23 protein-coding genes, 1 tRNA gene and 1 pseudogene are annotated in these 25,290 nt (G+C 73.1%); 12 read left to right on the top strand and 13 right to left on the bottom strand.

Annotated elements, in window-relative coordinates; genetic code table 11:
- Positions 1 to 1,827: a BACON domain-containing protein gene (locus tag KV557_RS44425; protein WP_218199097.1), complete on the top strand. Its 1,827-nt coding sequence runs from the start codon at positions 1 to 3 to the stop codon at positions 1,825 to 1,827.
- 47 nt (positions 1,828 to 1,874) lie between these two features.
- On the opposite strand, the gene KV557_RS08295 is transcribed toward KV557_RS44425, so the two are convergent.
- Both KV557_RS08295 and KV557_RS08290 read right to left on the bottom strand, forming a co-directional pair.
- Positions 1,875 to 3,236: a DUF1254 domain-containing protein gene (locus KV557_RS08295; RefSeq protein ID WP_218199096.1), complete on the bottom strand. Its 1,362-nt coding sequence runs from the start codon at positions 3,234 to 3,236 to the stop codon at positions 1,875 to 1,877.
- A gap of 83 nt (positions 3,237 to 3,319) precedes the next feature.
- Complete coding sequence (locus KV557_RS08290; protein ID WP_256177079.1) at positions 3,320 to 4,705, bottom strand: DUF1254 domain-containing protein; 1,386 nt, start codon at positions 4,703 to 4,705, stop codon at positions 3,320 to 3,322.
- A gap of 118 nt (positions 4,706 to 4,823) precedes the next feature.
- On the opposite strand from KV557_RS08290, the gene KV557_RS08285 reads away from it, so the two are divergent.
- Positions 4,824 to 5,864 (top strand): NAD-dependent epimerase/dehydratase family protein, encoded by a 1,041-nt coding sequence (locus tag KV557_RS08285; protein ID WP_218199095.1) that lies wholly within the window; start codon positions 4,824 to 4,826, stop codon positions 5,862 to 5,864.
- 65 nt (positions 5,865 to 5,929) lie between these two features.
- Here the strand turns inward: KV557_RS08285 and KV557_RS08280 are convergent, their stop codons facing one another.
- From KV557_RS08280 to KV557_RS08260, 5 genes are all read right to left on the bottom strand, one after another.
- A complete protein-coding gene (locus KV557_RS08280; protein ID WP_218199094.1) occupies positions 5,930 to 6,979 on the bottom strand; it encodes a family 2 encapsulin nanocompartment cargo protein polyprenyl transferase in 1,050 nt (349 codons plus the stop codon).
- Positions 6,980 to 7,246: 267 nt separating this feature from the next.
- Complete coding sequence (locus tag KV557_RS08275) at positions 7,247 to 8,674, bottom strand: family 2B encapsulin nanocompartment shell protein (protein WP_218199093.1); 1,428 nt, start codon at positions 8,672 to 8,674, stop codon at positions 7,247 to 7,249.
- A 284-nt stretch (positions 8,675 to 8,958) separates the two neighbouring features.
- Entirely contained in the window at positions 8,959 to 9,504 is a 546-nt protein-coding gene (locus tag KV557_RS08270; RefSeq protein ID WP_308129808.1) for a methylated-DNA--[protein]-cysteine S-methyltransferase, read from the bottom strand.
- A gap of 131 nt (positions 9,505 to 9,635) precedes the next feature.
- Positions 9,636 to 9,869, bottom strand: a complete 234-nt coding sequence (locus tag KV557_RS08265) for a hypothetical protein (protein ID WP_218199092.1) — start codon at positions 9,867 to 9,869, stop codon at positions 9,636 to 9,638.
- A gap of 170 nt (positions 9,870 to 10,039) precedes the next feature.
- Positions 10,040 to 11,326 (bottom strand): MFS transporter, encoded by a 1,287-nt coding sequence (locus KV557_RS08260; RefSeq protein ID WP_218199091.1) that lies wholly within the window; start codon positions 11,324 to 11,326, stop codon positions 10,040 to 10,042.
- Positions 11,327 to 11,528: 202 nt separating this feature from the next.
- On the opposite strand from KV557_RS08260, the gene KV557_RS08255 reads away from it, so the two are divergent.
- Positions 11,529 to 12,335, top strand: a complete 807-nt coding sequence (locus tag KV557_RS08255) for a hypothetical protein (RefSeq protein WP_218199090.1) — start codon at positions 11,529 to 11,531, stop codon at positions 12,333 to 12,335.
- Between the two features lie 181 nt (positions 12,336 to 12,516).
- Here the strand turns inward: KV557_RS08255 and KV557_RS08250 are convergent, their stop codons facing one another.
- From KV557_RS08250 to KV557_RS08240, 3 genes are all read right to left on the bottom strand, one after another.
- Positions 12,517 to 13,359, bottom strand: a complete 843-nt coding sequence (locus KV557_RS08250; RefSeq protein ID WP_256177078.1) for a serine/threonine-protein kinase — start codon at positions 13,357 to 13,359, stop codon at positions 12,517 to 12,519.
- On the bottom strand, positions 13,356 to 15,161 hold the full coding sequence (locus KV557_RS08245) for an ABC transporter ATP-binding protein (protein ID WP_218199153.1): 1,806 nt from the start codon (positions 15,159 to 15,161) through the stop codon (positions 13,356 to 13,358). Before KV557_RS08245 ends, KV557_RS08250 begins: the two co-directional genes overlap by 4 nt.
- An 87-nt stretch (positions 15,162 to 15,248) precedes the next feature.
- The gene (locus tag KV557_RS08240; RefSeq protein ID WP_218199089.1) at positions 15,249 to 15,395 is read right to left on the bottom strand and encodes a hypothetical protein; all 147 of its coding nucleotides are present in this window, start codon (positions 15,393 to 15,395) and stop codon (positions 15,249 to 15,251) included.
- A 341-nt stretch (positions 15,396 to 15,736) separates the two neighbouring features.
- Here KV557_RS08240 and KV557_RS08235 point away from each other — a divergent pair, with 341 nt between their 5' ends.
- From KV557_RS08235 to KV557_RS08215, 5 genes are all read left to right on the top strand, one after another.
- The gene (locus KV557_RS08235) at positions 15,737 to 16,186 is read left to right on the top strand and encodes a hypothetical protein (RefSeq protein WP_218199088.1); all 450 of its coding nucleotides are present in this window, start codon (positions 15,737 to 15,739) and stop codon (positions 16,184 to 16,186) included.
- Positions 16,173 to 16,991 (top strand): class F sortase, encoded by an 819-nt coding sequence (locus KV557_RS08230; protein ID WP_308129806.1) that lies wholly within the window; start codon positions 16,173 to 16,175, stop codon positions 16,989 to 16,991. Before KV557_RS08235 ends, KV557_RS08230 begins: the two co-directional genes overlap by 14 nt.
- Positions 16,992 to 17,190: 199 nt before the next feature.
- Positions 17,191 to 18,090: a hypothetical protein gene (locus KV557_RS08225; protein WP_218199087.1), complete on the top strand. Its 900-nt coding sequence runs from the start codon at positions 17,191 to 17,193 to the stop codon at positions 18,088 to 18,090.
- Positions 18,087 to 18,872 (top strand): two-component system response regulator CseB, encoded by a 786-nt coding sequence (gene cseB, locus KV557_RS08220; RefSeq protein ID WP_218199086.1) that lies wholly within the window; start codon positions 18,087 to 18,089, stop codon positions 18,870 to 18,872. The genes KV557_RS08225 and cseB overlap by 4 nt, the downstream gene beginning before the upstream one ends.
- Positions 18,873 to 18,883: 11 nt before the next feature.
- Complete coding sequence (locus tag KV557_RS08215; protein ID WP_256177077.1) at positions 18,884 to 20,149, top strand: sensor histidine kinase; 1,266 nt, start codon at positions 18,884 to 18,886, stop codon at positions 20,147 to 20,149.
- 43 nt (positions 20,150 to 20,192) lie between these two features.
- Here the strand turns inward: KV557_RS08215 and KV557_RS08210 are convergent, their stop codons facing one another.
- Both KV557_RS08210 and KV557_RS08205 read right to left on the bottom strand, forming a co-directional pair.
- Positions 20,193 to 20,951 carry a glycosyltransferase family 2 protein gene (locus tag KV557_RS08210; protein WP_218199085.1) on the bottom strand — a complete coding sequence of 253 codons (759 nt, stop codon included), beginning with the start codon at positions 20,949 to 20,951 and terminating at the stop codon, positions 20,193 to 20,195.
- A gap of 2 nt (positions 20,952 to 20,953) precedes the next feature.
- Positions 20,954 to 21,742 (bottom strand): GntR family transcriptional regulator, encoded by a 789-nt coding sequence (locus KV557_RS08205; protein WP_218199150.1) that lies wholly within the window; start codon positions 21,740 to 21,742, stop codon positions 20,954 to 20,956.
- Between the two features lie 216 nt (positions 21,743 to 21,958).
- On the opposite strand from KV557_RS08205, the pseudogene KV557_RS08200 reads away from it, so the two are divergent.
- A pseudogene (locus KV557_RS08200) lies at positions 21,959 to 22,072 on the top strand (DDE-type integrase/transposase/recombinase); the annotation flags it as partial.
- A 242-nt stretch (positions 22,073 to 22,314) separates the two neighbouring features.
- Complete coding sequence (locus KV557_RS08195) at positions 22,315 to 22,977, top strand: NADPH-dependent FMN reductase (protein ID WP_218199084.1); 663 nt, start codon at positions 22,315 to 22,317, stop codon at positions 22,975 to 22,977.
- A 95-nt stretch (positions 22,978 to 23,072) separates the two neighbouring features.
- Here the strand turns inward: KV557_RS08195 and KV557_RS08190 are convergent.
- A tRNA-Thr gene (locus tag KV557_RS08190) sits at positions 23,073 to 23,146 on the bottom strand.
- A gap of 294 nt (positions 23,147 to 23,440) precedes the next feature.
- Here KV557_RS08190 and KV557_RS08185 point away from each other — a divergent pair.
- Complete coding sequence (locus KV557_RS08185; RefSeq protein WP_218199083.1) at positions 23,441 to 24,532, top strand: ABC transporter ATP-binding protein; 1,092 nt, start codon at positions 23,441 to 23,443, stop codon at positions 24,530 to 24,532.
- 219 nt (positions 24,533 to 24,751) lie between these two features.
- On the top strand, positions 24,752 to 25,198 hold the full coding sequence (locus KV557_RS08180) for a hypothetical protein (RefSeq protein ID WP_218199082.1): 447 nt from the start codon (positions 24,752 to 24,754) through the stop codon (positions 25,196 to 25,198).
- Positions 25,199 to 25,290: the final 92 nt, after the last annotated feature.

Here is a 25,290-nt window from a genome sequence, read left to right as displayed (position 1 = left end):
GTGACAACGCGTATTGATGGGTCGCCGGCCACCGTGCTCACGGCATACGACCGGCAGGTGGACGGCCTGTTCACCTACTGTCTCTCGGTGCTGTGCGAGCACGACGCCGCCGCCGACGCCCTGCGCGAGGTCCGCGAGCTGGCGCAGCGGCACGGCGCGCGGCTGGCCGAGCCCGGGCTGGTCCGGGCCTGGCTGTTCTCGCTGGCCCGGTACTCCTGCCTGCGGCGGCTCGCGGACGGGGCCGGGCGGGAGGCCGACGCGGAGCTGTCGGAGGCGGAGGCTGCCCGGCGGCGCCGTGAGCTGGCCTCGCTCGCCTGGCCGGAGGCGGCGGGCACCGACCCGGAGCAGCGGGAGGCGCTGGAGCTGTCGGTGCGGCACCGGCTGACCCCGCTGGAGGTGGCGGCGGTGCTGGGGCTGCCGATCGAGGCCGCCCGGGCGCTGCTCGACGCGGCAGAGGCGGAGGTGGCGCGGACCCGGTCGGCGCTGCTGGTGCTCGGGGTCGGCAGCTGCCCGGAGCTGGACCGGCTCGGCGGGGCCGGCGCGGAGAGCTGGCGGGACTGGCTGCTCGGGCCGGCGCTGCGGCGCGAGCTGGTGCAGCACGTCGTCGACTGCCCGACCTGCCGGGGGACGGCGGAGCGGGTGGCGGGCGAGGCGGCGGACGGCGTGGCGGGGCTCTCGGGGCTGCCGCTGCTGACCGCGCCGGTTCCGGCGGCGGTGGACGAGGCCCGGTGGGGGGCGGTGACGTACCTGCCGCAGGCTTCGGGGCCGCATGGTTCGGGCACGGCGCGGCGGGGCGGGGTGGTGGGGGCGGCTGTTGAGCCGGGGCTGCGGTTCGACCAGAGCGGCTTTCCCCGCCACCGGGCGCCGGACGCCGGCCGGGGCCTGGCGGTCCGCCGGCGGGTGGTGACCACCGGGGTGCTCGCGGCCGTGCTGGCGGCGCCGGTGGTCGCGCTGTGGGCCGGGCACCGGGGCGGCGGCGGGCCGGGGGCGGCGGCCGCGGTCTCCTCGGTGCGGGTGGACGAGGCTGCGCGGGCCTCCGGGCAGCGGCCGCCGGAGTCGGGGGCGGGGCCGGGCGGTTCTGCGGGGTCGGGGGTGCCGGGGGCGCCCGGGATGGAGCTGGCGGGGGCCGGGGCAGCGACTGCAGAAACGTTGTTTCACGGCTTTCAGGGGCTTGCGCTCCAGGGCCCGGCCGTCCCGGTGCCCGGCCACGGCGCGACCCCGCTCGGCAGCCCGACGCTGATCGCCGCCCCCGCGGGCGGGCCTGTCGGGTCGGTGGGCCCGGGCGGGACGGACCGGCCCGCGCCGGTCGGACTGCTCACCGTCGAGGCGGGCGAGTACGGCAGCCGGACGATCCTCACGCTCACCAACTCCGGTGCCACCGACATCCGTTGGCACGCCGTCGTGGACGCGACCTGGCTCCGGCTCAGCCGCGACTCCGGGACGCTCGAACCGGGCCGGCGCATCACGGTGATCGTCACGGTGGACGACGACCTCGCCCCCGCCACGCACTGGACGGCCCGGATCGCGCTGCCGCCCTCGGAGGCCGTGGTCACGCTGGAGGGCGGCCCGCAGAACCGAGGCGGCTCCGCGTCCACCCCGGCGGCGCCGAGCGCGACGCCCTCGCCGACCGGCTCTCCGACGGCTGGTCCGACGCCCGGTCCGACGGCGACGGCGAGCGCTACGGCGTCTCCGTCCTCGCCGGCGCCGACGGCTTCTCCGAGCAACACGCCGAGCAGCACGCCGACGGCCACCCCGACGACCACTGCGTCCCCGAGTGCGACGGCCTCGCCCCACCCGACGGGCACAACGTCGGCCTCGCCGCGCTGAGGCCGGCGGGTGGGGCCGGGAGGCGTTGGGGTGCGCAAGCCCGCCGGTCAGCGGCGGTGGATCGGGGGCACCTGGTAGGTGCCGTCCAGAACTGGTGGCTTCGGGCGGTAGAAGCGGATGATCGGGCGGAACTCGCCTTCCGGCGTGGGCAGCCAGTTCGCGGCCTCGGTCGGGTCCTCGGGTTCCTCGTGCTGGAGCACCAGGGTGAGCGAGCCGTCCGCGCCGTGGACCAGGCCGGGGGTGCGGTCGCCGATCGAGTAGCGCTCGATCGGGTTCGCCACCAAGTAGTAGTCCGGGACCGAGTACATCGTGACCGACCAGAACGCCTCGACCGGCGGCAGCTGGTCGAACCGGAGGGTGTAGCGGTGGGCGCCGCTGAGCGGGCGGCCGTCGGAGTCGTCGTACGTCGTCGCATACGAGGCCTCGTAGGCGTGGTTGCCCCAGAGGCCGGCGCGGGCGGCGGCGGCCCGGCTGAGGTAGCCGGCGCGGCGGTCGGGGATGCGCCACTCGGGGTCGTCGAGGGTGCCGGGGCCCAGGTGGTCGACGTTGTAGTCGGACAGGTGCAGCGCCCTGCGCCACTCCCCCGGCGGGTGGTCCTCGGGCGGGCGGGTGGCGTCCTCGACCCGTTCGCGCCCGGCGGACAGGCCCTTGAGCAGGGTGACCGTCCAGTCCGAGGCCGCGGCGCGGTACGGCGAGACGCCCTCGTCCAGCAGGCCGAGCGGTGCGAGGCGCCGCTCGTACTCGACGTCGGGTCCGGCGGGCGGGAAGGCCCGCATCCAGACCCGCAGGCGTTCGAAGAAGGCGAGCCGCTCGGGCACGTCCGGGTCCGGCTCGGGCAGGCCGGCGACCAGCCCGCCGGGCTCCAGCGCGGTGAGGGTGAGCCCGTGCTGGAGCTCCATGACCCGGGGGAGGTCGTCGGGACCGGCGCAGGCGAAGCGGCCGACGATCGTCGCGACCGTGGTCGGTGCCTCGATCACCCTCCCCCAGCCTCCGGCCGGGGGGACCCCCATCGGGTCGGGCGGGGTGCCGTGCCAGCCGGGCGGAACGATCAGCCAGGTCTGCGCGCCGGTGCCGGTGGCGCGGCTGCCGAGGTAGGCGAAGTTGTCGGTCCAGGCGCCGACGAACTGCAGCACGTAGTACGCGCCGGCGGTGTCCGGGACGTGCAGCACCTGCGGGCCCTCGGAGAGGTCGAGCTGGGCGATCGAGTAGATGGTGTCGTTGTTGACCGAGACGAAGTCGTCCCCCGGTGCGGCCAGCCGGGTGGCGTGGCTGAAGTGGTTGAACGGCGCCGCCGGAAGGGTGCCCATGCCGCCTTTGGTGAAGCGCTCGACCATGGTGAGGCCGGCGACGAGCGGGTAGCCGTAGACATAGGCGTCGGCGGCCAGGGCCTCCAGCTCGGGCTGGTTCATCGGGTGTCCTTCGTCGGGGTCCGGGAGTCGGGTCGGGGTCGGGTCGGGGTCCGGGGTCGGGGCGGGGTCCGAGGTCGGGGCGGTCAGCGCGGGGTGAGCGGCGGGAGCTGCCAGCGGCCGTCGAGCACGGCCACGTCCGGGCCGTAGATCCGGATGATCACGGTGAACGGGCCGTCCGGCGCGGGCAGCCAGTTGGCGGAGTGCTGGGCGTCGGCGGGGCGCTTGTGCTGGACGTAGAGGGTGAGGCCGCCGTCCGGGTCGCGGACCAGGCCGGGGGTGCGGTCGCCGATCGAGTAGCGGTCGAGGGTGTTGTCGACCAGCCGGCGGTCCGGGAGCGCGTACAGGGTGGCGGACCAGAAGAAGCGGGCGGGCGGCAGGCCGTCGGGGCCGAAGCGGACGGCGTAGTCGCGGTCGCTGGCGTTCGGCGGCCGGTGGCCCTCGCTGTCGGCCGTCCAACCGCTGTGCCAGGCCTCCTCGGAGGGCAGCCCGTACAGGCCGAGCCTGGCGCCGAGCGCCTGGCCGAGGTAGTCGGCGCCGATCCGGTCGCGGGTTCCGAAGAGGCCGGACGAGTCGTGGAGGTCCGCGGCGGCGCGGTCCAGCCGGGCGCGGCCGTCGGCGATGCCGCGCTCGATCTCGGCGCGCACCTCCAGGGGGAGGGTGGCGGGCTCGAACTCGCCGCGGCCGTCGATGCCGAGGTCGGTGAGGCGGCCGCGCAGGTCCAGTTCGGCGGGCGGCAGCGGGACGGCGGCGGGGTGGGGCGGGAGCGGGAAGAAGCCGAGCAGGAAGTCGAGGAAGCCGAAGAACTCGATGGTGTCCATGACCTCCTCGCGCCAGACCGGCCAGACCGGGTCCGGAGCAGGGGCCGGTGCCGGGGTGCCCGCGTACTCGTGCAGCGGGCGCAGCCGGTACTGCTCCTGGATCGCCCGCAGGTCGGCGATGTCGGCGGGGGTGGTCCCGGCGAGGCAGGTGCGGCCGAGGATGCCGACCAGCCGGGTGGCGGTGCGGATCACGCCCTTGATGCCGGCCGGGACCTCGCCCTGCCAGTCGGGGCCGGCCACCAGGAAGTCCCCGGCCTCCTGGCCGGTGGCGCGGGCGCCGACGAACCCGGCGTACACGGTGTCGAGTTCGTGCACCGGGAGGACGTAGTAGCGGTCCTCGGCGGGGACGGAGAGCACCCATGGCTCGGTGCGCAGGTCGAGCCAGGCCCAGGAGTACGGGGTGTCGTTGTTGGGGGTGACGATGTCGGTGTTGGCCGGGGTGAACAGCTGCGCGTAGTGGCGGAAGGCGCCGAAGCCGCCGACGTACTTCGGGTCCGCGTCGTCCAGCGCCTGCGCGTACAGGGTGCGGTAGTTCTGCAGGATCGGATAGCCGCGGACCCATGCTTCGGCGGCGGTCGCGCGGATGGTGGCCGGGTCGACGAGTGCCGGGTTGACCATGGTGTCGCTGCTCCCCAACCGAGATTCGAACATGTGTGCATATAGGACATATATGTATAAAGGGGATGCTATGCGGGGTGCGGCCGGTCAGCACCTCCGCTCAGCGCGAACCCGGGCATGCTCAGGCCGTCGCGGGGAGAGGGTGACCGGTATGAAGATCCTCCTGCTCGGGGGCTCGTCCTTCCTCGGACGCGCCTTCGCCTCGCAAGCCCTCGACCGCGGCCACGAGGTGACCACCTTCAATCGCGGGGTCAGCGCCACCGACCTGGCCGGCGTCGAGTCCGTCCGGGGCGACCGCGACTCCGCCGACGACCTGGCGCGGCTGGTCGACGGCCGCAGCTGGGACGCCGTCGTCGACACCTCGGCCCAGCAGCCCGCCCAGGCCGCGCTCTCCGCCCAGCTGCTGCGCGAGCGGGCCGGCCACTACACCTTCGTCTCCTCCGTGCACGCCTTCACCGACTGGCCCGCCCAGGTGATCACCGAGGACTCGCCACGGCACCCCTGCCCCGCCGACACCCCGCCCGACCAGCCGTTCAGCAACGTCCTGAAGGCCGGCTGCGAGCGGGCCGTGCTGGAGGAGTTCGGGGCGGAGCGCGCCATGATCCTCAACAGCGGGCTGCTGATCGGACCGTACGAGAACGGCGGCCGGCTGCCGTGGTGGCTGGAGCGGATGGCGTGCGGCGGGCGGGTCCTCGCCCCGGGCGATCCGACGCGAACGATGCAGGTAATCGACGTCCGGGACTTCGCCGCGTTCGGGCTCGACCTGCTGACGGCCGGGACGGCGGGCCGGTACGTGACGACGGCGCCGGCCGGTCGGCTCACCTTCGGGGAGTGGCTGGAGACCTGCCGGGAGGTGGCGGGCGCGGCGGGCACCAAGCTGGTGTGGGTCGACGACGCGCCGCTGCTCGCCGAGGGGCCGGACAAGGTCGAGCCGTGGAGCGAACTCCCGCTCTGGGCCCCGGATCTGCCCGAGATGGCGGGCATCTGGCTCGCCGACACCAGCCGGGCCGAGGCCGCCGGGCTGCGCTGCCGGCCGTTCGCCGAGACCGCGCGGGACACCTGGGACTGGCTGCAGGCGCGCGGGCCGGCCGTGGACACCGACGCCGAGGGGCGCAAGGGGCGGCCGGGGGCTCTGGTGCGCCAGGGCATCGAACCGGCCAAGGAGCAGCGCCTGTTGGCCGCGCACGGGTGAAAGCCTGAGTACCCGGTTGGTGGAGTGGGAAGTCGGGCCGGTCGACTTCCCACTCCACCCGGCCGTCAGTGCGTGCGGCGGGTCACCAGCTCGGCCAGGGCCAGCAGTTCGTCCGCCGCGGCCGGCTCGGGGACGGCCACGGCCAGCAGGTCCATCGCCGCGGCCATCCGCTCGCAGGACTCGCTCTGCGCCCAGCCGCGCCCGCCCGCACCCTCGACGGCCGCCGCGCAGAGCGTCAACTCCTCGGGGCTCAGCGGGCGTTCCAGCGCGTACAGCTCGGCGAGCCGGGCGCCCTCGGCCGTGCCCGAACCCAGCGCCGCGACCACCGGCAGCGACTTCTTCCGGGACACCAGGTCCGCGCCGACCGGCTTCCCGGTGACCGCCGGATCCCCCCAGATGCCGATCAGGTCGTCGATCAGCTGGAACGCCAGGCCGATCTGCCGGCCGAAGCCGTCCATCGCCTGCGCGGCCTGCTCGGACGCGCCCCCGTACTGCGCGCCCATCGCGCAGGCGGCGCCGAGCAGGGCGCCCGTCTTCGCCTCCGCCATCGCCAGGCACTCGGCGAGCGAGACGTCGTTGCGCTGCTCGAAGGCGCAGTCGATCTGCTGGCCCTCGCAGAGCTCGACCACGCAGTCGGTGAGCCGGCGGACGGCGACCAGGGCGGCCGGGTGGGTGTCCTCGGCGAGCAGGCGCAGCGCCAGCGAGTGAATGGCGTCACCGGCCAGGATCGCCTCGGTGGTGCCGAAGACCCGCCAGGCGGTGGGGCGGTGGCGGCGCGTATCGTCGCGGTCGATGACGTCGTCGTGGAGCAGGGTGAAGTTGTGCACCAGCTCGACGGCCGCCGCGGCGGCGGTGGCGGCGGCCGCGCTGCCGCCGAGCGCCTGGGTGGCGGCGAGGACCATGGCCGGCCGGATCGCCTTGCCGGAGGGTGCGGCGGAGGGCGAGCCGTCGGCCTCCCACCAGCCGAAGTGGTAGCCGGCGACCTTGCGCATCGCGCCCGGCAGCGAGTCGACGGCGGCCCGCAGGACCGGGTCGACCAGGCCGCGGGCCCGGGCGAGGACCTCCGCCGCCTCGTGCCCCTCTTTGTGGTCCCGCTCCAGCGTGGGGCTCGTCATGGGTTCCTCCCCCTGATGACCTGTCATGAGGTGGCCGGTTGCCGCCCTGCCGCAGGGCGTCCGGCCGGTCGCGCCGTAGGCGCAGGGGCGCCGCCCGGCCAGGGGCGTGGGTACCCCGGCCGGGCGGCGCGGCTTTTCGAATGTCCCGCGTCAGGACCGTCCAGGATCGGTGTCGTCCCGGGCCAGTACCGTTCCCGGGCCAGTACCGTTCCCGGGCCAGTACCGTTCCCGGGCCAGTACCGTTCCCGGGTCAGTACCGTTCCCGGGTCAGTCGCGGCGCTGTGCGACGTCCACGTTCTCCAGGACGCCGATCGCGTCCGGCACCAGGATCGCGGCCGAATAGTAGGCGCTGACCAGGTACGAGATGATGGCCTTCTCGTCGATTCCCATGAAACGCACCGAGAGGCTCGGCTGGTATTCGTCGGGAATTCCGGTCTGGTGCAGCCCGATGACGCCCTGGTTGTCCTCGCCGACTCGCATCGCGATGATCGAGCTGGTGTTCCCGCCGACGATCGGGATCTTGTTGCACGGGAAGATCGGCACCCCGCGCCAGGAGCTGATCTGCTTGCCGTCGACCTCGACGGTGTCCGGGCAGAGGCCGCGGCGGTTGCACTCGCGGCCGAAGGCGGCGATCGCCTTGGGGTGGGCGAGGAACATCCTGGTGCTGCGGCGGCGGCTGAGCAGGTCGTCCATGTCGTCCGGCGTGGGCGGGCCGGAGTGGGTCTGGATCCGCTGGTCGTACTCGGCGTTCTGCAGCAGGCCGAACTCGGGGTTGTTGATGAGCTCGTGCTCCTGGCGCTCGCGCAGCGCCTCGATGGTCAGCCGCAGCTGGTGCTCGGTCTGGTTCATCGGCTGGTTGTAGAGGTCGGCGACCCGGCTGTGCACCTTGAGGATCGTCTGGGCGACGCTCAGCTCGTACTCGCGCGGCTTGAGTTCGTAGTCGACGAAGGCGCCGGGCAGCTCGAACTCGCCCTCGTGGCCGGCGGAGAGGTCGATCGCGGCCTCACCGTGCTTGTTCTGCGCCTGCTGAAAGCCGTTCAGGTACTCCATGATCTGCAGCTGCAGCGCCTCGGAGCGGTCATGGAGTTCCTGGAAGGCGGGCCAGGCGAGCACCATCACGGTGCCGGCGGTGGCCGCCTTCACCGTGTACGGCCAGGTGCCGTCCTCCTGTTGGAGCGCCTCGTCGCCGAGGTGGTCACCGTCGGCGAGCTTGCCGATGACCGCCTCCTCGCCGTATTTGCCGGTTCCGATCCGGTCGAGCTTGCCGTGCGCGATGATGAAGACCTCGTCGATCGGCGTCCCGGCCGCGACCAGCACGTCACCGGCGGAGAACTCCCGTTGCACGAAGCGCCCGGCCAGCTCCTCCAGGACGGCCTCGTCCTGGAAGCCGCGCAGCACCGGCACCTCGGCGAGGGTCGGCGGGACGATCCGCACCTCGGAGCCGGTCTTGACGAAACTCACCCGGCCACGGCCGACCGAGTAGCGCAGGCGACGGTTCACCCGGTAGGTACCGCCGGACACCTGGACCCACGGCAGCTTCCTGAGCAGCCAGCGCGGGCTGATGCCCTGCATCTGCGGCGCGGACTTGGTCGTCGTGGCGAGGTTCCGCGCACCCGCCGTGCTCAGACTCTGCTGCTGCCGGATCTCCGGATTTCCGGCGGACGCAGGAATACCGGCATTGGTTTCGGTCGACATAGGGAGCCCTTCACATACCCGATGAAGTGTCGCCTTGCATATTCATGGTGCACGTTCATGGTGGGCCCGTTCGAGGGTTTCCTGCAATCACTCATTCGAGTGGTTCGGAATAACCGAACAAATAGTACGACTAGATCACCTGGTCGATATTTGTTCGATGAGTTATTCGAACTCATTGGAATGCCGGCTGCCATCCTCCCGCATCCCGCGCCGCCCGGGTGCGCAACAGCCCGCCCGCGGGAAGGGAGTTGACGGGCACTACGGTGCAACGGCAAGTCGGATGCTCAGAGCGGGCCGTTCCAGTCGAGCGTCGGCTCCAGGACCCCTTCCAGGGTGAGCAGCCAGCGCTTCACCTCGATCCCGACCCGGCCGCCGCCGAAGCCGCCGATCCCGTCCGCCGCCACCACCCGGTGGCAGGGCACCAGCAGCGCGACGGGGTTGGCGGCCATCATCTGTCCGACCGTCCGGGCCGCCAGGCCGGGCTCGGTCACGTCCTCGAACACCCCGCTCCGGGAGGCCAGTTCGCCGTACGTGATGGTCAGCCCGTACGGCACGTCGCGCAGAAGCGTCTGCAGCACCGCGCGATGCGGGCCGCTGCTCAGGCTCCAGTCGATCGGCAGGCCCAACTCCCGGCTGCGGCCCGCCAGATAGGCGCCGATCCGGTCGGTGACGGCGGCGATCTTCGCGTCGTCGGTGCACGGCGGCGTCTCGCCGTCCCGTCCGCCGTAGCCGGCCGCCGCGACGCCCAGCGGGGTCACGGCGATGCGCATCGGGCCGCTCGGCAGCGGCGTCGGCACGGTCAGCCAGGACATCGACCAGGACTGCGGCACGCTCGGGCCCCCACCCTCCACCGGGCCGGCCGCCGGCCGGCCCGGCACCCGGGAGGCGCGCGAGACCCACCCGCCCCGCGCGCCATCGTACGGCGGGTTCCGCGTGGTGGCCCTACGCGTAATGGCCGCTGCTAGAGCCGCCCCTTCAGCTCCGCCGCGAGCGCCCGCGACCAGCGCGACAGCTCGGCGCGGTCCGGCGTCCGGCCCTCGCACAGCACGGTGAGCTGCGCGTCGTTGATCCGGTTCGGGCCCGGGATCTCCAGCAGATAGGCCAGTTCCTCCAGCACGGTGGCGAGCCGCGCGGCGTCCGTGTGGTCGAGGGCCACCGGCGCCTCGTGGTGGCTGATGGTGAGCGAACCGGGCATGGCAAACCTCCTCCGTCCACCCCCGCACCCTCCACGGTACGACCGTCCCGCCCGCCGCGCCCGCCGCCCGGGGGCGGGAGGGGCGGCGGGCGGGACGGCGACGCTCCGGGGCCGGCCGGGTACGGTGCGCGGTGGGCCGCGCCCGGCCGGGGGTGCGCCCCGGGGTCGCTTCAGGTGGCTTCGGGCGCGCCGTCCCCCGTCCAGGGGCGGGACCGTACGGCTGGTACCGCCAACACCACGGCACCGGCCGCGAATTGCCAGAGCGTGCCGATCAACAGCACTTCGGGTGTGCCGATCCGACTGGCCATCGGACCTGCTCCGGCCAGCCCGAGCGGCCCCAGCACGAACGCCCCCAGCGACCCGAACGACGTCACCCGCCCCAGCACTTCCGGCGGCACCCAGCGCTGCATCGTCGTGCTGTACAGCGTGCCGCAGACCGCCGAACCGACCCCCGCCACCAGCGCCCCGGCCACCACCCACGGCAGCGCCACACCGGCCGCGAGCGCCCCGGACGGCAGCGCCCACCCCAGCGTCGCCACCGTCGCCACCGCCAGCGGCCGCTCCGGCCGGCGCCCCAGCATCAGCAGCCCGCCCAGCACCGCCCCGACCCCGTACACGCCCATCACCAGCCCCCAGGCGCGCGCCCCGCCGAGGTCCTGCTGCGCGGTGAGCGGCCCGAGGATCAGGAACGGCGCCCACACCAGCAGGTTGAACAGTCCCGTCTGCACGGTGGTGATCCACAGCCACGGCCGGGACCTGAACTCCGACCAGCCGGCCCGCAGATCGCCGAGCATCGACTCGCGCTCGCCGTCCGCCGTCCTCGGCGCGGGCAGCGCCAGCCGCAGCCGGAACAGGGCGAGCGCGCCGAGCCCGTACGTCACCGCGTCGACCAGCAGCACCGCCGCCGGCCCCTGCGCCGCCGTCACCACGCCGGCCGCCGCCGGGCCGGCCACCGTCGCCACCGAACGGGCCATCCCCAGCAGGGTGTTGGCGTCGCCCAGCAACTCCTTGTCGCGCACCAGGTCGGGCACCAGAGCGCCGAGCCCCGGCATGAACAGCCCCTCGCCGATCCCCCACACGGCGACCAGCACCACCATCGTCCAGACGGGCGCCCGGCCGGTCGCCAGCAGCCCGGCGAACACCGCCTGAACGGCGCCCCGCAGGACGTCCGAGACCAGCATCACCCGGCGGCTGCCGAGCCGGTCCGCGATCACCCCGCCCGCCAGCAGCACCAGCACCACCGGCAGGATCCGGGCCGCCATCACCCAGCCCAGCTCGGTGCCGCCGCCACCGCCGTCGAGCACCGCGAAGGCCACCGCCACCGGGGCCATCGCCGAGCCGAGGAGGGACGTCGTATAGCCGGTGAAGAACCACCGGAAGTCGTGCTCGCCCAGCACGGCGAGACGGTCTCCCGGCCGCCGTCGGCGGGCCGGAATCCGTTCCGTTTCCACTGCCATGGGCGGCAAGTCTGCCCCTGGGCGGGAAGGGGTTCAAGGGTTTCCGGCGAAAAAGTTGAGCCCCTTCGGATCAATTTGTTGCTTTGCTGCTCCTAGCGCAGTAAATGGCGCTCAGAATGGCCGTTCACCTGCGGTTTACTGCGATTCATGAGTATTCTTGCGATGCCTGCACGGGCATTCATTTACTGCGGAAGAAGGTGTCGTGGCAGAGCTTCCCCCCGTCGAATACGCCGTCGCCGTCGAGCGCTATCTCGCCGCCTCCGGACTCGCCGAGGGCTCCCGGCGGATCTACCGGATCGGCCTGAACACATGGGCCTGGGCGCTCGCCGACCGGCCCGCCCCCACCGGCCCCGAACGGCGCCGCGCCCGGCCGCCCGTCCTCCCGCTCGCCCTGCTCGACCACCCCGACGCCGCCGCCCGCCTCCGCGCCGCCGTCGACCGGCGCTCCGCCGACACCGACCCGCGCACGCTCAACCGCGAACTCTCCACCCTGCGCGCGGCCGTGGCCTGGTGGCGCGCCCGCGGATGGATCGCCACCGACCCCGCCACCGGCCTGCGCCCCCACCCGCTCCCTGCGGCATCCGCCGCGCCGCTCACGCCCGACGAACTCCGCTCCCTCTTCGCCCTCCGTGCGCCCCTGCGCGAACAGACGCTCTGGCACCTGCTCCACGAATCCGGCGCCGCCATCGAGACAGTCCTGGCTCTGAACACCGACGACCTCGACCTCCCCCACCGGCTCACCCTCCCCCGCCCCGGCCGCACCCCTGTCCACTGGCAGGCCGGCACCGCCCGTCTGCTCCCCCTCCTCGTCGCCGGCCGCGCCTCGGGCCCGCTCTTCCTCACCGACCGCCGCGCCCCCGCCGGCACCCCCGCCCCCGACCGCTGCCCCCACACCGGCCGCGCCCGCCTCTCGTACCGCCGCGCCGCCGAGCTCTTCACGGGGCTCACCCGACCTCTCGCCACGACCTCCACGGGCTGGACCTTGCGCCGGCTGCGCACCTCCCTGTAGGTCGTCAGCTCGGCCACGGAGCAAGCGTCCGAGCACAGTTGAGCAGGCGAAATACGTAGATCAACGCTGAAGCCGTTCGCCTGGTACTGCTCGCTGGCCGGCCTCGGCGGCCTGGTCTACCTCACAGCCGCGGCCTGAGACCTCACCGCCGTGGTCTGGGATTCACCGCCGTGGCCTGGGATCACTCCTCGGGCGGCGCCACCGCACGCCGGCCCTGCGGGAGCAACTCGTCCAGCCGCACGGCCAGTTCGGGCACGCCCGGGCGGTCCTCCGGATCGAGGCGCAGGCAGGCGTCGACGGCGCCGGCCAAGGCCCGGGGCAGCCGACGGCTGCGGGAGACCGAGGGTGCGGGGCCGTCGGGGGCCGGGCCGGCAAAGGGGACGGCGCCAGTGGCCGCCCTGTACAGGGTGATGCCGATGCCCCACACGTCGGCGGCCCCGGTGAGCGGGCCGCCGCGGGCCTGCTCGGGGGCGAGGTAGCCGTCCGTGCCGATGCCCGGCCGGGCCACGCCGGGCGGGCGGGCGACGCTGAGGTCGAGCACCTTGGCGCGGTGGCAGTCGATCACGATGTTGGACGGTTTCAGGTCGAGGTGCAGCAGCCCGCGCCCGTGCAGGTAGTGCACGGCCGAGCAGAGGTGGAGCCCGAGCAGGGCCAGGTCGGTGGCGGTCGGGCGGCGGGTGCGGCCGTCCAGGAGGTGGGCGAGGGTCTCCCCGGTGAGGGTCTCCAGGACGACGTACGGCTGCGGGCGCTCGCCCGTGCCGTAGCCGCGGACGAGGTGCGGGTGGGTGAACTCGGTCAGCCAACGGCCCTCCTGGAGGAGGCGTTCGCGCAGCCGTCGTTCGCGGCGGCGGTCAGGACGGATCACCTTCACGACGCAGCGGCAGTCGCGTTCCTCGCTCCAGGCGTCGTAGAGGTCGAGCCAGCCGGTGCGGCAGAGGTGCGCCAGAGCCTGGTAGCCGGGGGCGACGAACGTCCCTGCGGTCAGGGGCTGTTGGTCGTTCATCAGAGGCTGTTGGGCGTTCATCGGAGCACCTCCTGCCGGTGCAGCCGGTCGAGGTGCGCGTAGCCGTCGTTGCGGGCCAGCAGTTCCTCGTGCGTGCCGGAGTCCGCGAGGCAGCCGCCCCGGAGCAGCACGATCCGGTCCGCGCCCCGGACGGTCAGGAGATCGTGCGAGATGATGATCGTCGTCCGCCCCTGCATGAGCCGTCCGAGCGGTGCCAGGATCCGCCGTGCGGACTCGGCGTCCAGCCCCGTCGTCGGCTCGTCGAGGATCAGCACGGGCGCGTCCCGGATCATCGCGCGGGCGATCGCCAGCCGCCGGCACTGCCCCCCGGACAGCATCCGGCCGTGCTGGCCGACCACCGTGTCGTAGCCGTCCGGCAGCCGGCTGACGAACTCGTGCGCGTCGGCTGCCCGGGCGGCGGAGACGATCTCCGCGTCCGTCGCACCCGGCCGCCCGTACGCGATGTTCTCGCGCACGGTGCCGTGGATCACCAGGGTCTCCTGGAGGAGGACGGCGATGTGCTCCCGCAGGTCGGCCAGCGCCAGTTCGCGCAGGTCGACGCCGTCCAGCCGGACAGCGCCGCGCTCCGGGTCGTAGAAGCGCAACAGCAGCTTGGCGACGGTCGACTTGCCCGCCCCGCTCGGCCCGACCAGCGCCACCGTCTCACCCGGCTCGGCGCGGAACGACACGTCGAACAGCGCCACCCTGGTCGTGCCCGGGTAGCGGAACCACACCCCGTCGAAGGCCACCGCCCCGCGCACCCGGCCCGGCCGCACCGGCACCGGCGGATCGCTCACCTGCGGGCGCTGGTCGAGGAGTTCGAGGATCCTCTCGGCGGCGGCCGAGGCCGAGTAGAAGCCGTTACTGAGGTGCGAAATCCCCCGGATCGGGCTGTACAGGCGGCTCAACAGCGTGACGAACACCAGCAGTTCGCCCAGCGTCAGCCGTCCGCGCGCGAGCTCCCAGGTGCCCAGCCCGAGGACGATCAGCCCGCCGGCCAACTCCAGTACGTCGACGATCGGCGCGAACAGCGCCCGCAGTCGGGTGGCCTCCATGGTCGCCCGGAACCGCGCCAGGCTCTCCCGCAGGAAGCGTTCCTGCTCCCAGCCCTGCCGGTTGCAGGCCTGCACCAGCGCGATGTTGCCGAGCGTCTCCTCGGTGAGCGCGCTCACCGAGCCGCTGCGCCGCCGCCGCTCCCGCGATGCGGCCTTCACCAGCGCCGAGAACCGCCGCGCGGTGTACCAGAACAGCGGCACCACGACGAGCGCGACCAGCGCCAGATCCCACCGCAGGTAGAACAACACGGCCAGGAACACGGCGAGTTCGGCGGCGTAAGCAACCGCGTCGACGATGCCCGAGAGCAGGAACGTCTCGACCGCCTCGACGTCACCGGCCAGCCGCGCCAGCACGTCGCCGAGCCGCCGCCGCTCGAAGAAACCGAGCGACAAGCCCTGCAGATGGCGGAACACGTCCGAGCGCAGAGCGAGGAGAAAGCGCTCGCTGACCCACGTCGAGGTCATCTCGTCGGCGAAGCGCAGACCGCCTGCCACGACCGTCAGCCCCACGTACGCGAGCGCGATCGGCAGGAACAGCCCGAGCCTGCGCGGCACCAGCACATCGTCGACGACGACCTTGAAAAGCCAGATCGCGGCCGCGTCGACCACCGGGCCGGCCAGCACGAAGACCATCAGCAGGGCCAGCAGGCGCCTTCCCCGGCGGGTATAGGGCCACAATCGCCCGAACGTCCGCCGCAGCGGCACGGCCGGGGCCACCTCGACGACCGGTTCCACCCGATCATCGCCGTCACCCACGTCGACGGCCATCAGCCGCCGCAGCAACCACACGGTACGAGTCCAGCCCCTGGAACGTGGCCGGGCCGAGGGCCCGGCCCTGACAGGACGGCGGAACCGTCAGTGCCGCCGATCCTCTTCTTCACGCCGACGGCGACGGCGACGGTCACCGGACCTGGAGTCCCTGGTCTCCTCGCGGCCCTCGCGGTCCTCGCGCCGGTGGCGCGAGTGGCGCATCGCCGGCACCAGGTTGGCCAGCATGCTCATGGCTGCCACCTTTCTTCTCCGGTCTTTCTTCTCCGGTTCTTCTTCTCCGGTCCCCCGGGTCTTCTCTGGCCCCCACCGGCCTCTGGTCCCCCACCGGTCTCCTCCGGACCCCCACCAGGTGATACGCACCACCTCCCGGCACGGTTCACGTTCGCTCCCGATTTCCACGCAAGCCCCCGAGACTCGAACCGCCTGTTGTTACGAAGACGACGGGCGGCCGTGACACGATCGGCCGGGGACCGCGACACGGCCCTCCTACCGTCACTGTCGACGCCCCGGCCGCACGGTTCGGGCCCGGCCGCACGGGTCGGGAGGCGTCCGCGACGAAGGAGAGAGACCGCATGAGCAGGAGTCGTACCGACCGCTCGCCCGCCCGCCGTGTCCTGGCTGTCTGCGCCCTGACCGGGGCCGCGCTGCTGACCGCCGTCACCGGCGGGCAGGCGTGGGCCGACGGGTCCCCGGCCCCCGCCCCGAGCGCCCCGAGCGTGTCCGCGGGCGCCTCGGCGGCGGGCGCGGCCCCGTCCGTGCCCCGGTCGCCGCAGCCCGCGCAGGCCCCCGCGGTCGCGCCCAAGGGAGCCCCCGCCTCGCCCGAGGCGCCGCGCACCAGCACCCCGGCCCCGGGCCAGCCGCAGGTCCGCGAGGTGCCGAAGGGCGCCGCCAAGGCCGGGGACGGCTCCGGCTCGACCGCCGGCTCCGGCCTCATGCTGGCCGGCGGCGGCACCGTCGCGGCCGTCGGCGCCGGGGCGCTGGGCTTCGCCCTCCTGCGCCGCCGTTCCGGTGCGCGCGCCTGACACCGGTCCCGAGTCCGCCGGGCACCCCGGCGCCCTTCCCCCGCACCTGGCCAGGCGGGGAAGCGGCGCCGGGGCGGCCCCGGCGGAGAGCGGGAGACCGGACAGCCACAAGAAGCCCCGCAGGGGCCAAGGGCGGCGCCGCGCCGCCCGCCCCGGCCCGAGCGCACTGCGCCGGACCGCCTTCGGCGCGGCCGGCCTGCTCTGCCTGGTGCTCGGCACGTCCTTGGCGCTGTCCGGCCAGCGCACCCCGGTGGTGCGGATCGAGCCCTCGGTGCACGACGGCGCGGGCGCTCCGGCCACCGGGGCGGCCACCACGGCGCCCGGGCCCGCCCCGGCCACCACCACGCCGAAGTCCTTCGCGACGTCGCCACCGACCCGCCTGCTGATCCCGGCGGCCGGGGTCGACGCCCCGGTGGCCGGCCTCGGCCTGAACCCGGACGGGACGGTCGAGGTGCCGCCGGCCGACCGGGCCGACGAGGTCGGCTGGTACCGCAACGGCCCCACCCCGGGCGAGACCGGCCCCGCCGTCATCATCGGGCACTACGACACCGTCCACGGCCCGGCAGTCTTCAGCCGGCTGCCGAAGCTGCGGGAGGGCGAGCTGATCCAGGTGCGGCGCGCGGACGGCAGCACGGTGGACTTCAAGGTCCGCACGCTGCTCCAGGCCGCCAAGGACCGCTTCCCGACCGAGACCGTCTACGGCGACACGCCCGCGCCCGCGCTCAGGCTCATCACGTGCGGGGGGCGGATCGGCGCGGACGGGCACTGGACCGACAACATCATCGTCCTGGCGGACCTGGCCTGACGCGGGCTGCGGGTCCGCCCGACGGAACCGCCGACCGCGGTCCGGGCGACCTATCACCGGGGCCGGTACAACTCACCGGGGCCGGTACAACTCGCCGGGGCCGGTACGAGGACGACCCATCAGGGCCGGTGCGAGGACGACCCGGCGCATCGCCGCAGACCAGGGGCATCGCCGTAGACCAGGAGGACGAGCACCGACCGTGGCATCAGCAGCATCTCCACTCCGCCGCCGGCCCGGCGCTGTACCGGCGGCCGCCCTCGCCGCCCTGGCCGTCCTCGTCGCCCTCGCGGCCCTGGCCGTCGGCCGGGCCACCCCCGGCGGCCTGCAGGACCACGGCCCGGCCCAGCCCGTGACGCCGCCGCTGGTGCCCCAGCCGCTCTGGTCCGGCCTGGCGGCGTCGCCGCCGCCGACCTCGCCCGCCGCCGGGTCCGGCTCAGCCACCCAGGCGCCGCCGCAGCCGGTCCCCGACGTGACCGTCCCCGGGCGCGACATCACCACGGTCGACGTCCGCGCCGTCCTCGCCAAGGATCCCGAAGTGAGCCAGGAGGAGCGGCGCGCCCTCGACTCCTGCGCCACGTGCGAGGTCCGCAGCCCCGAGTTCCGCGACCTCACCGGGGACGGGCGGCCCGAGCTGATCGCCGCCGTCGCCACCCCCACGGCGGTCGTGCTGCACGTCTACACCCAGGCCGACGACCGCCTGCTGCCGATCCTCCGGGTCCAGGTCCTGAAGGGGTTCAGCGCGGAGACCGTCGGCACCGACCTGTGGCTGCACGAGCCGACCACCGTCTCCACCCGGACCAACAGCCACTACCACTGGGACGGCGTCCGGCTCAGCCTGCTGGAACAGCAGGTCGAGGGCATCGGCCCGATCCTCGGCACCGACCAATCAGGCACCGGTCAGTCGGGCAGCGGTCCGGCGAGCTCTGCCGTCCCCGAGTCCAAGCCCTCCGTCGCCCCCGGCACCGTGCGCCCCCCCGCGCCGGTCCGCCCGTCGCCGGCCGGACCCGAACCGGTCCCCGGCGCGGCCGTCCCGTCCCCGCGAGCCACCGTCCAGCCGCCCGCCCGACCGACCTCGGCTCCCCCGGAAGCGAAGCCATGACCGCCGCAGCCACGCCCACCGCCGCCACGCCCGCCCACCCGCGCATCCTGCTCGTCGAGGACGACGAGGTGATCCGGGAGGCCACCCGGATGGCCCTGGAGCGCTACGGCTTCCCGGTCTCCACGGCCGCCGACGGCCTGGAGGGGCTGGAGGCGTTCCACACCGTCCGGCCCGACCTGATCCTGCTGGACGTCATGCTGCCCCTCCTCGACGGGGTCGGGCTCTGCCGCCGGATCCGCGAGGAGAGCCAGCTGCCGATCCTGATGATGTCGGCGCGCACCGACCCGGTGGACGTGGTGTCCGGCCTGGAGGCCGGAGCGGACGACTACGTCGTCAAACCGTTCGAGAGCGCGGTGCTGGTCGCCCGGATCCGTACGGTGCTGCGCCGGGTGCGCGTGGTCCCGGCGGCCGTCGACTCCCCGACGGCCGTGGACTCCCCGGCGGCCATCGGCTCCCCGCTGCCCGCGGAGCCGACGCCGGCGCACTCCCCCACGGTCCGCAGCTTCGACGGCATGCAGGTGGACACCGACAGCATGGAGGTGCGCGTCCACGGCCGCCTCGTCCCGCTCACCCCCACCGAACTCCGGCTGCTGCTGGAGTTCACCGCCGCGCCCGGCATCGTGCTGGAGCGTTCCACCCTCCTCGAACGCGTCTGGGACTACGAATGGGGCGCCGACACCCGGGTGGTCGACGTCCACGTGCAGCGGCTGCGCGCCAAGATCGGCGCCGACCGGATCGAGACCGTCCGCGGGTTCGGCTACAAGCTGCGGCGCCCGTCGTGACCCTGCGCCGCATGACCCTGCGCCGCATGACCCTGGGCCACATGACGTTGCGCCGAATGACCCTGCGCCGTCAGATCGCCACCGCCGTCGCCGCCATCTCGGTCCTGGTCGCGGTGGCCGTCGGCCTGCTGGTCCACCAGGCGATGATCCGTCAGCACGTCGACCAGGCCCGCGCCTCCGCCCTGTCCGCGCTCGACGCGGCGCTGGGCGCCTACGGCCGCAGCGGCGAGACCGCCGGCCAGGGCGCCGCCCTGGACGACCCGGCCCTGCCGACCTCGCTGCACACGCTCGCGCACGGCGGCCACCAGGGCTCGCTGCTCGCGGCCGGCCCGCAGGGCGAGTCGATGTGGGCGGCCGGCCCGGTCCAGGGCGGCGGGGTGCTCTCCGTCCGGGTGGACTTCACCCAGGACCGGCAGGCCATCGCCGACCTCGACCGGATCATCCTGATCGCCGTCGTCGCGTCGGTCTTCACCACGGTCCTGGCCGGCGTCCTGGTCGCCGACCGGATCAGCCGCCGCCTGCGCACCGCGGCGACGGCCGCCCGGAGCATCGCCGCCGGCCGCACCGACACCCGGATCGGCGAACTCGTCGACGGCCGGGACGAGGTCGCCGACCTCGCCGCCGCCGTCGACCTGATGTCCCGCACCCTGCACCGCCGCCTGGAGGACGAGCAGCGCTTCACCGCGGACGTCGCCCACGAGCTGCGCACCCCGGTCACCGGCCTGGTCACCGCCGCCGAACTGCTCCCGCCCGGCCGCCCCACCCAACTCGTCCAGAACCGGGTCCAGGCCCTGCGCTCCCTGGTCGAGGACCTGCTGGAGGTTTCCCGTCTGGACGCCGACGCCGAGACCCCCGACCTCTCGGCCGTCCCCCTGGAACGCGCGGTCCGCCGTACCGTCACGCTCACCGGCCTGGACGTGGAGGTGGAGGTGACCGCCGACCAGCGGGTCCGCACCGACCTCCGCCGACTCGACCGCATCCTGGGCAACCTCATCCTCAACGCCCACCGCCACGGCGCCGCCCCGGTCCGACTCCACGTCGACGGCCGCCGGATGACCGTCCGCGACCACGGCCCCGGCTACCCCGACGACCTCCTCCGCCACGGCCCCCAGCGCTTCCGCACCAACGCCCCCGAACGCGGCCGCGGCCACGGCCTGGGCCTCACCATCGCCACCGGCCATGCCCGCGTCATCGGCGCCACCCTCACCTTCACCAACCACCCCACCACCGGCGCCGTCGCCACCCTCACCCTCCCCCCTGACCCCGACACCCCCTGAACCACCAAGACGTCGCCGGGGCCTGAGCCGAGACGCAGAACCGTCAGGCTGCCGCGTACTGCCAAGTCTCCATCGCGAGCAACGCCTCCGCCCGGGCCTGGATGACCGCCATGCGGGCCGCGCGCTCGGTCTCCTGGCTGTGCGCGGCCTGGTGGGTGCTCTGTCCCGGCCACTTCCGGTAGAGCAGCCCGGTCTCCTCGACGAACCACCCGCGGCTGACCGCGTTGAGCGCCAGCAGCAGGCCGGTGTCCTCGGACGCCGGAAGCGCCATCCACCCGCCGAGTGCGAGCAGCAGGTCCCGCCGGACGCAGAGCGTCGCCGGGTGCACCTGAGCCCGGAAGTCGTGGGCCTTCCAGTGGGCCAGCACCTCACCTCGCTCGATCGGCCCGGCCGGCGGGTCCTGGTCGAAGCCGACCGTGCTGCCGTCCGGCATGAGGTCGAGAACGCGGGACGTCGTCCACGCCACGTCCGGCCGGCTGGTGAGGGCGGCAACGTCACGGGCCAGAGTGCCCGCGGGCAGCTGGTCGTCGGCGTCGAGCACCTTCACGAACTGCCCAATGGCCCGTGACAACCCCAAGGTTCGCGCCATGCCCGCTCGGCCGTGGCGCCCCTGACCGAAGCTGATCCGTGCGTCGTCCGGGACGTGCGGCGCCACGTCGTCGGTCTCGCCGTCCTGCTGGATCACCCACTGCCAGTCCCAACCGTCCGGAAGGTCCTGGTCGAGAAGAGACTTGTAGGCGTCCGCCAGATACTCGGCGCTCGGCCCATGGACAGCCGTGATGACGGTAACGAGATTGGCCATGCTCACCACCTGCTCAGCTGGGTCGTGTAGACCATCTCGGTGCGGTCGCCGGGCAGTACAACGTCGGCGACCTCCACCACGCGGTCCGTCGTATCGAAGCAAGTCTTCCGGAGAATGATCACCGACACACCCACCGGCAGGCCGAGTTCTTCCGTCTCCTCCGGCGTCGGCGGCCGGGCCCGGAAGGTCTCGACAATGCGGTCCAGCTCGATGCCGACGGTGAACAGCTGGTTCTGCGTGCCGCCGGGCCACGGCTCCTGGTCGTCACGGAGCAGGTCCGGGTTGCCTTCGATCATGTCGAGCACGAGATAGGACCGGGAGGTGTCGAAGGGCGCGCGCTCCCCGCTGCGACGGGTGCGGTAGGTGCGCTCCAGCAGCATGGTGCCTTCCGGGATTCCGAAGGCCGCGGCAAGATCGGCGTTCGCCGGCGTCTTCTCGTACTTGGAGGCGAAGACGAGATCGTTCACCGTGAGCCCGGTGTCGTGTTCGGTGGCGCCGGTCTTCACGCGCTCCGACTCGGGGGCGCGGGCGCGGTTCTTCTCCCACTGGTGGCGCAGGTTGTCCCGGGTGACCGGGGTCGGCTGCCGGCGGACGAACGTGCCGCGCCCGTGCTGCTTGTCCACCAGCCCCTGAGCCTGAAGAACACCAACGGCCTGCCGGACGGTCGGGACGCTTACCTCGTAGATGTCGGCCAGCTCCGTCTCCGCGGGGAGCCGTTCACCCGGGGGCAGGCTTCCGTCATCGATCTGGGCCTTGAGCTTGGCCGCGATCTGCTCGTACCGCTTCGCCATGGTGCTGGTCACCGTCCTGTCGGGGCCTCGCGCCCACCCTAAGTCCTAAAGAGGTGTTGACGACTGACTGATGAGCCGTCGTAGTTTGCTGGGTGTGTCACGACAGGGCTACTACGTGTGGCGCGGCCGCGGCCCCTCCCGCCGGCAGACCGGCAGGCCACGACCACCCCCGACCTGATCAGCCACGACTTCACCGCGAGCGTCCCGAACCTGCGATGGACGGCCGACATCACCCACGTGCCCACCGACGAGGGCCGGCTCTACCTCGCCGTCGTCCTTGACCTCTTCTCCCGCCGCATCGTCGGCTGGGCCACGGCCGACCACATGAGAGATGGGCAGGGACTCCGACGTGTAGTTCCGACCTCAAGAGGGCGTTAAGTCCGCTTATATGTATCGATATCAGTTACGCCCAATGCCGGATTCACGCAGACTCCCCGTGACGCGACCGGCCCTGCCACGGCCGCCTGCCTCCGAAAGGCCCAGGTCCGGTCGCACGGCAGCCCTACCGGGACCACAGTGGTCCGTGTGGCGCCCCGACCGGGCGCATGCGCAGATGACGATAGGACGTACCCATGCCCACGGACCGCGGCCACCCTGGTCCGCTGCGGGTGCTTGTCTTCGGCGCCGCACTGCGGACCGAGTCAATCAACGGCCGCCTCGCCTCCCTCGTGGCCCGGTTGATCGCCGGCAGCGGTGCCACCGTCGACCTCGCCACCATGCGCGAGTTCGGGATGCCTCTGTACGACGGCGACGTAGAGGCCAGCGCCGGGCTGCCGGCCGGCGCCCTCGCGCTGCGCGACCGGCTGGAGCGGTGCGACGCCTTCGTGATCTCCTCCCCCGAGTACAACGGCTCCGTGCCGGGCGTGCTGAAGAACGCGATCGACTGGGTCTCGCGTGTCCAACCGCAGCCGTTCAAGACCAAGCACGCGATGCTTGTCTCCGCCTCCCCGTCCCTGGTCGGAGGCAACCGCGGGCTGTGGGCACTGAGGGTCCCCCTGGAGCACCTCGGCACCCGCGTCTATCCGGACATGTTCAGCCTGGCCACTGCCTACGAGGCGTTCACCGAGGACGGACAGCTGGCCGACTCCGGGCTGCAGCAACGTCTGACCGAAACCGTATCGGCCTTCCTCAGCCTCGTCGAAGCGGATACGCGATACGTCTGCCTGCAGCGGCGGTGGTACGAGTTCCTGGGAGACCAAACCGAGGCGCTCATCACCCATCGGGCGGAGGACTGAACCCGCTCATGAACACCATGCACGCCGTGCGCACACAGCCGCGGCGGCCCTGAACAGAACCCCAGGTCAGAAGCCTGACCTGGGGTTGACGACGGAGCCCCCTGTCGGGTTCGAACCGACGACCCCCGCTTTACAAGAGCGGTGCTCTGGCCAGCTGAGCTAAGGAGGCACGGTGGCCGTCCGCAAGGGATCACGGCGGCACCGGGGGCAGTCTACCGGGCCGACGTGGCGGGGTGGGGGGATATCCGGTGGTTGGTGGGGCGGGGTGGGCGTGATGGAAACGATGCGGAAATCGGGCGGGACGGGGGCTGACAAGCGGGGGAAGCGCAGGTAGCGTCGCCGGGAGCCGGTTCGTGCAGTGGTTCAGACCAGTTCGGAGCACAAGGCGGGCCGGCGGAGACCAACGACACCCCTTTACTCGGATCGTCCGGCACGTTCCTGCCGGTGAAGGAGAGCAACGACCATGGCTTCTGTCACGTACGACCAGGCGACCCGCGTCTACCCCGGGGCGGACAAGCCCTCGGTGGACGCGCTGGACCTGGAGATCGCGGACGGCGAGTTCCTCGTGCTGGTCGGCCCCTCGGGCTGCGGCAAGTCGACCAGCCTGCGCATGCTGGCTGGTCTGGAGGACGTCAACAGCGGCGCGATCCGGATCGGCGACCGGGACGTCACGCATCTGCCGCCGAAGGACCGGGACATCGCCATGGTGTTCCAGAACTACGCGCTGTACCCGCACATGACCGTCGCCGAGAACATGGGCTTCGCGCTCAAGATCGCCGGCGTGAACAAGGCGGAGATCCGCACGAAGGTCGAGGAGGCCGCGAAGATCCTCGACCTCACGGAGTACCTGGACCGCAAGCCGAAGGCGCTCTCCGGCGGTCAGCGCCAGCGGGTCGCGATGGGCCGCGCGATCGTGCGCCAGCCGCAGGTCTTCCTGATGGACGAGCCGCTGTCGAACCTGGACGCCAAGCTCCGCGTCTCGACCCGTACCCAGATCGCCGGCCTGCAGCGCCGTCTGGGCATCACCACGGTGTACGTGACCCACGACCAGACCGAGGCGCTCACCATGGGCGACCGGGTCGCGGTGCTGAAGGGCGGCGTGCTGCAGCAGGTCGACACCCCGCGCAACATGTACGACAAGCCCGCCAACCTGTTCGTGGCCGGCTTCATCGGCTCGCCGGCGATGAACCTGGTCGAGGTGCCGCTGGTGGACGGCGGCGTGAAGTTCGGCGGCTCGGTCGTCAACGTCTCCCGCGAGGACCTGGCCGGCGCCGGCAGCGACAAGTCGGTGACGGTCGGCATCCGCCCGGAGCACTTCGAGATCGTCCCGGCGGGCGGCATCGAGGGCGTCGCGGTGACCGTCAACGTGGTCGAGGAGCTCGGCTCGGACGGCTTCGTCTACGGCACCACCAAGATCGGCGGCGAGGACCGCGACCTGGTGGTCCGCGTGCACGGCCGCCAGATCCCGGCCCGCGGCGAGACGATCCACGTCGTGCCGATCGCGAACGAGGCCCACGTGTTCTCCACCAGCTCGGGCGCCCGCCTCAGCAGCTGACGGCAGCACCACTCAAAGCGCCGCACGAGGCGCTGCGCGAGGCGCCTCACAGAGCGCTGCACAAGTCGCCACACGGAGCCCGTCGGACCGCACCCGGTCCGGCGGGCTCCGTCCGTACACCCCCGCGTCAACACGGCGCAGGGACGAACCCGGACACGGCGTCACTCGATGGTGTAACGGAGGGCGATCCGGCCCGCACCCACCGCTACGCTCCTGAGCGTGAAGCAGCTAGTTCGCCGAATCGGCCAGACCGTCGCCCTCACCCTGCCCGTGGTCCTGGTGACCACCGGCACCCTCGCCGTGACCCGGGTGCCGTGGGCCCCGCCGACCAACCTCAACCAGCAGGTCGTGGCAGCCTCCACCGGCGACGGCGCCGGCATCGGACGGTCCCCGGGTGCCACCGACAAGGCGCCGGACGGGCTGGCGCCGCAGGAGGCGCTACGGGTCGCGCTGCTGGACGAGCTGCGCGCGCACAGCCCGGCCGCCGCGCTGGACCTGCTGGAGCGCTCGATGCGCGAGCAGCCGTCGCTGACGCCGTACTGCACCTCGCTCGCCACCGAGCTGGGCAAGGCGACGGTGAAGAAGTACCAGGGCGACGTCCAACGGGCCCGCTCCTTCGCCCGCCCGGTCTGCGACGGCTCGTTCGCGGCGGGCATCGCGGGCTGACGGCCCCAAGGACCTCAAGAACCTCAAAGGCCGCAAGCCCCGAAGGCGCCGAAGGCCCCCTCCATACCCGGTCCGCACGCGCCTATTGTTCA

Origin of the sequence: Kitasatospora aureofaciens (assembly GCF_019192735.1) — a bacterium.
Classification (GTDB): Bacteria; Actinomycetota; Actinomycetes; order Streptomycetales; family Streptomycetaceae; genus Kitasatospora; species Kitasatospora aureofaciens_A.
Note: the sequence above shows the minus strand (reverse complement) of the source record. Positions and strands in the feature narration are given on the sequence as shown.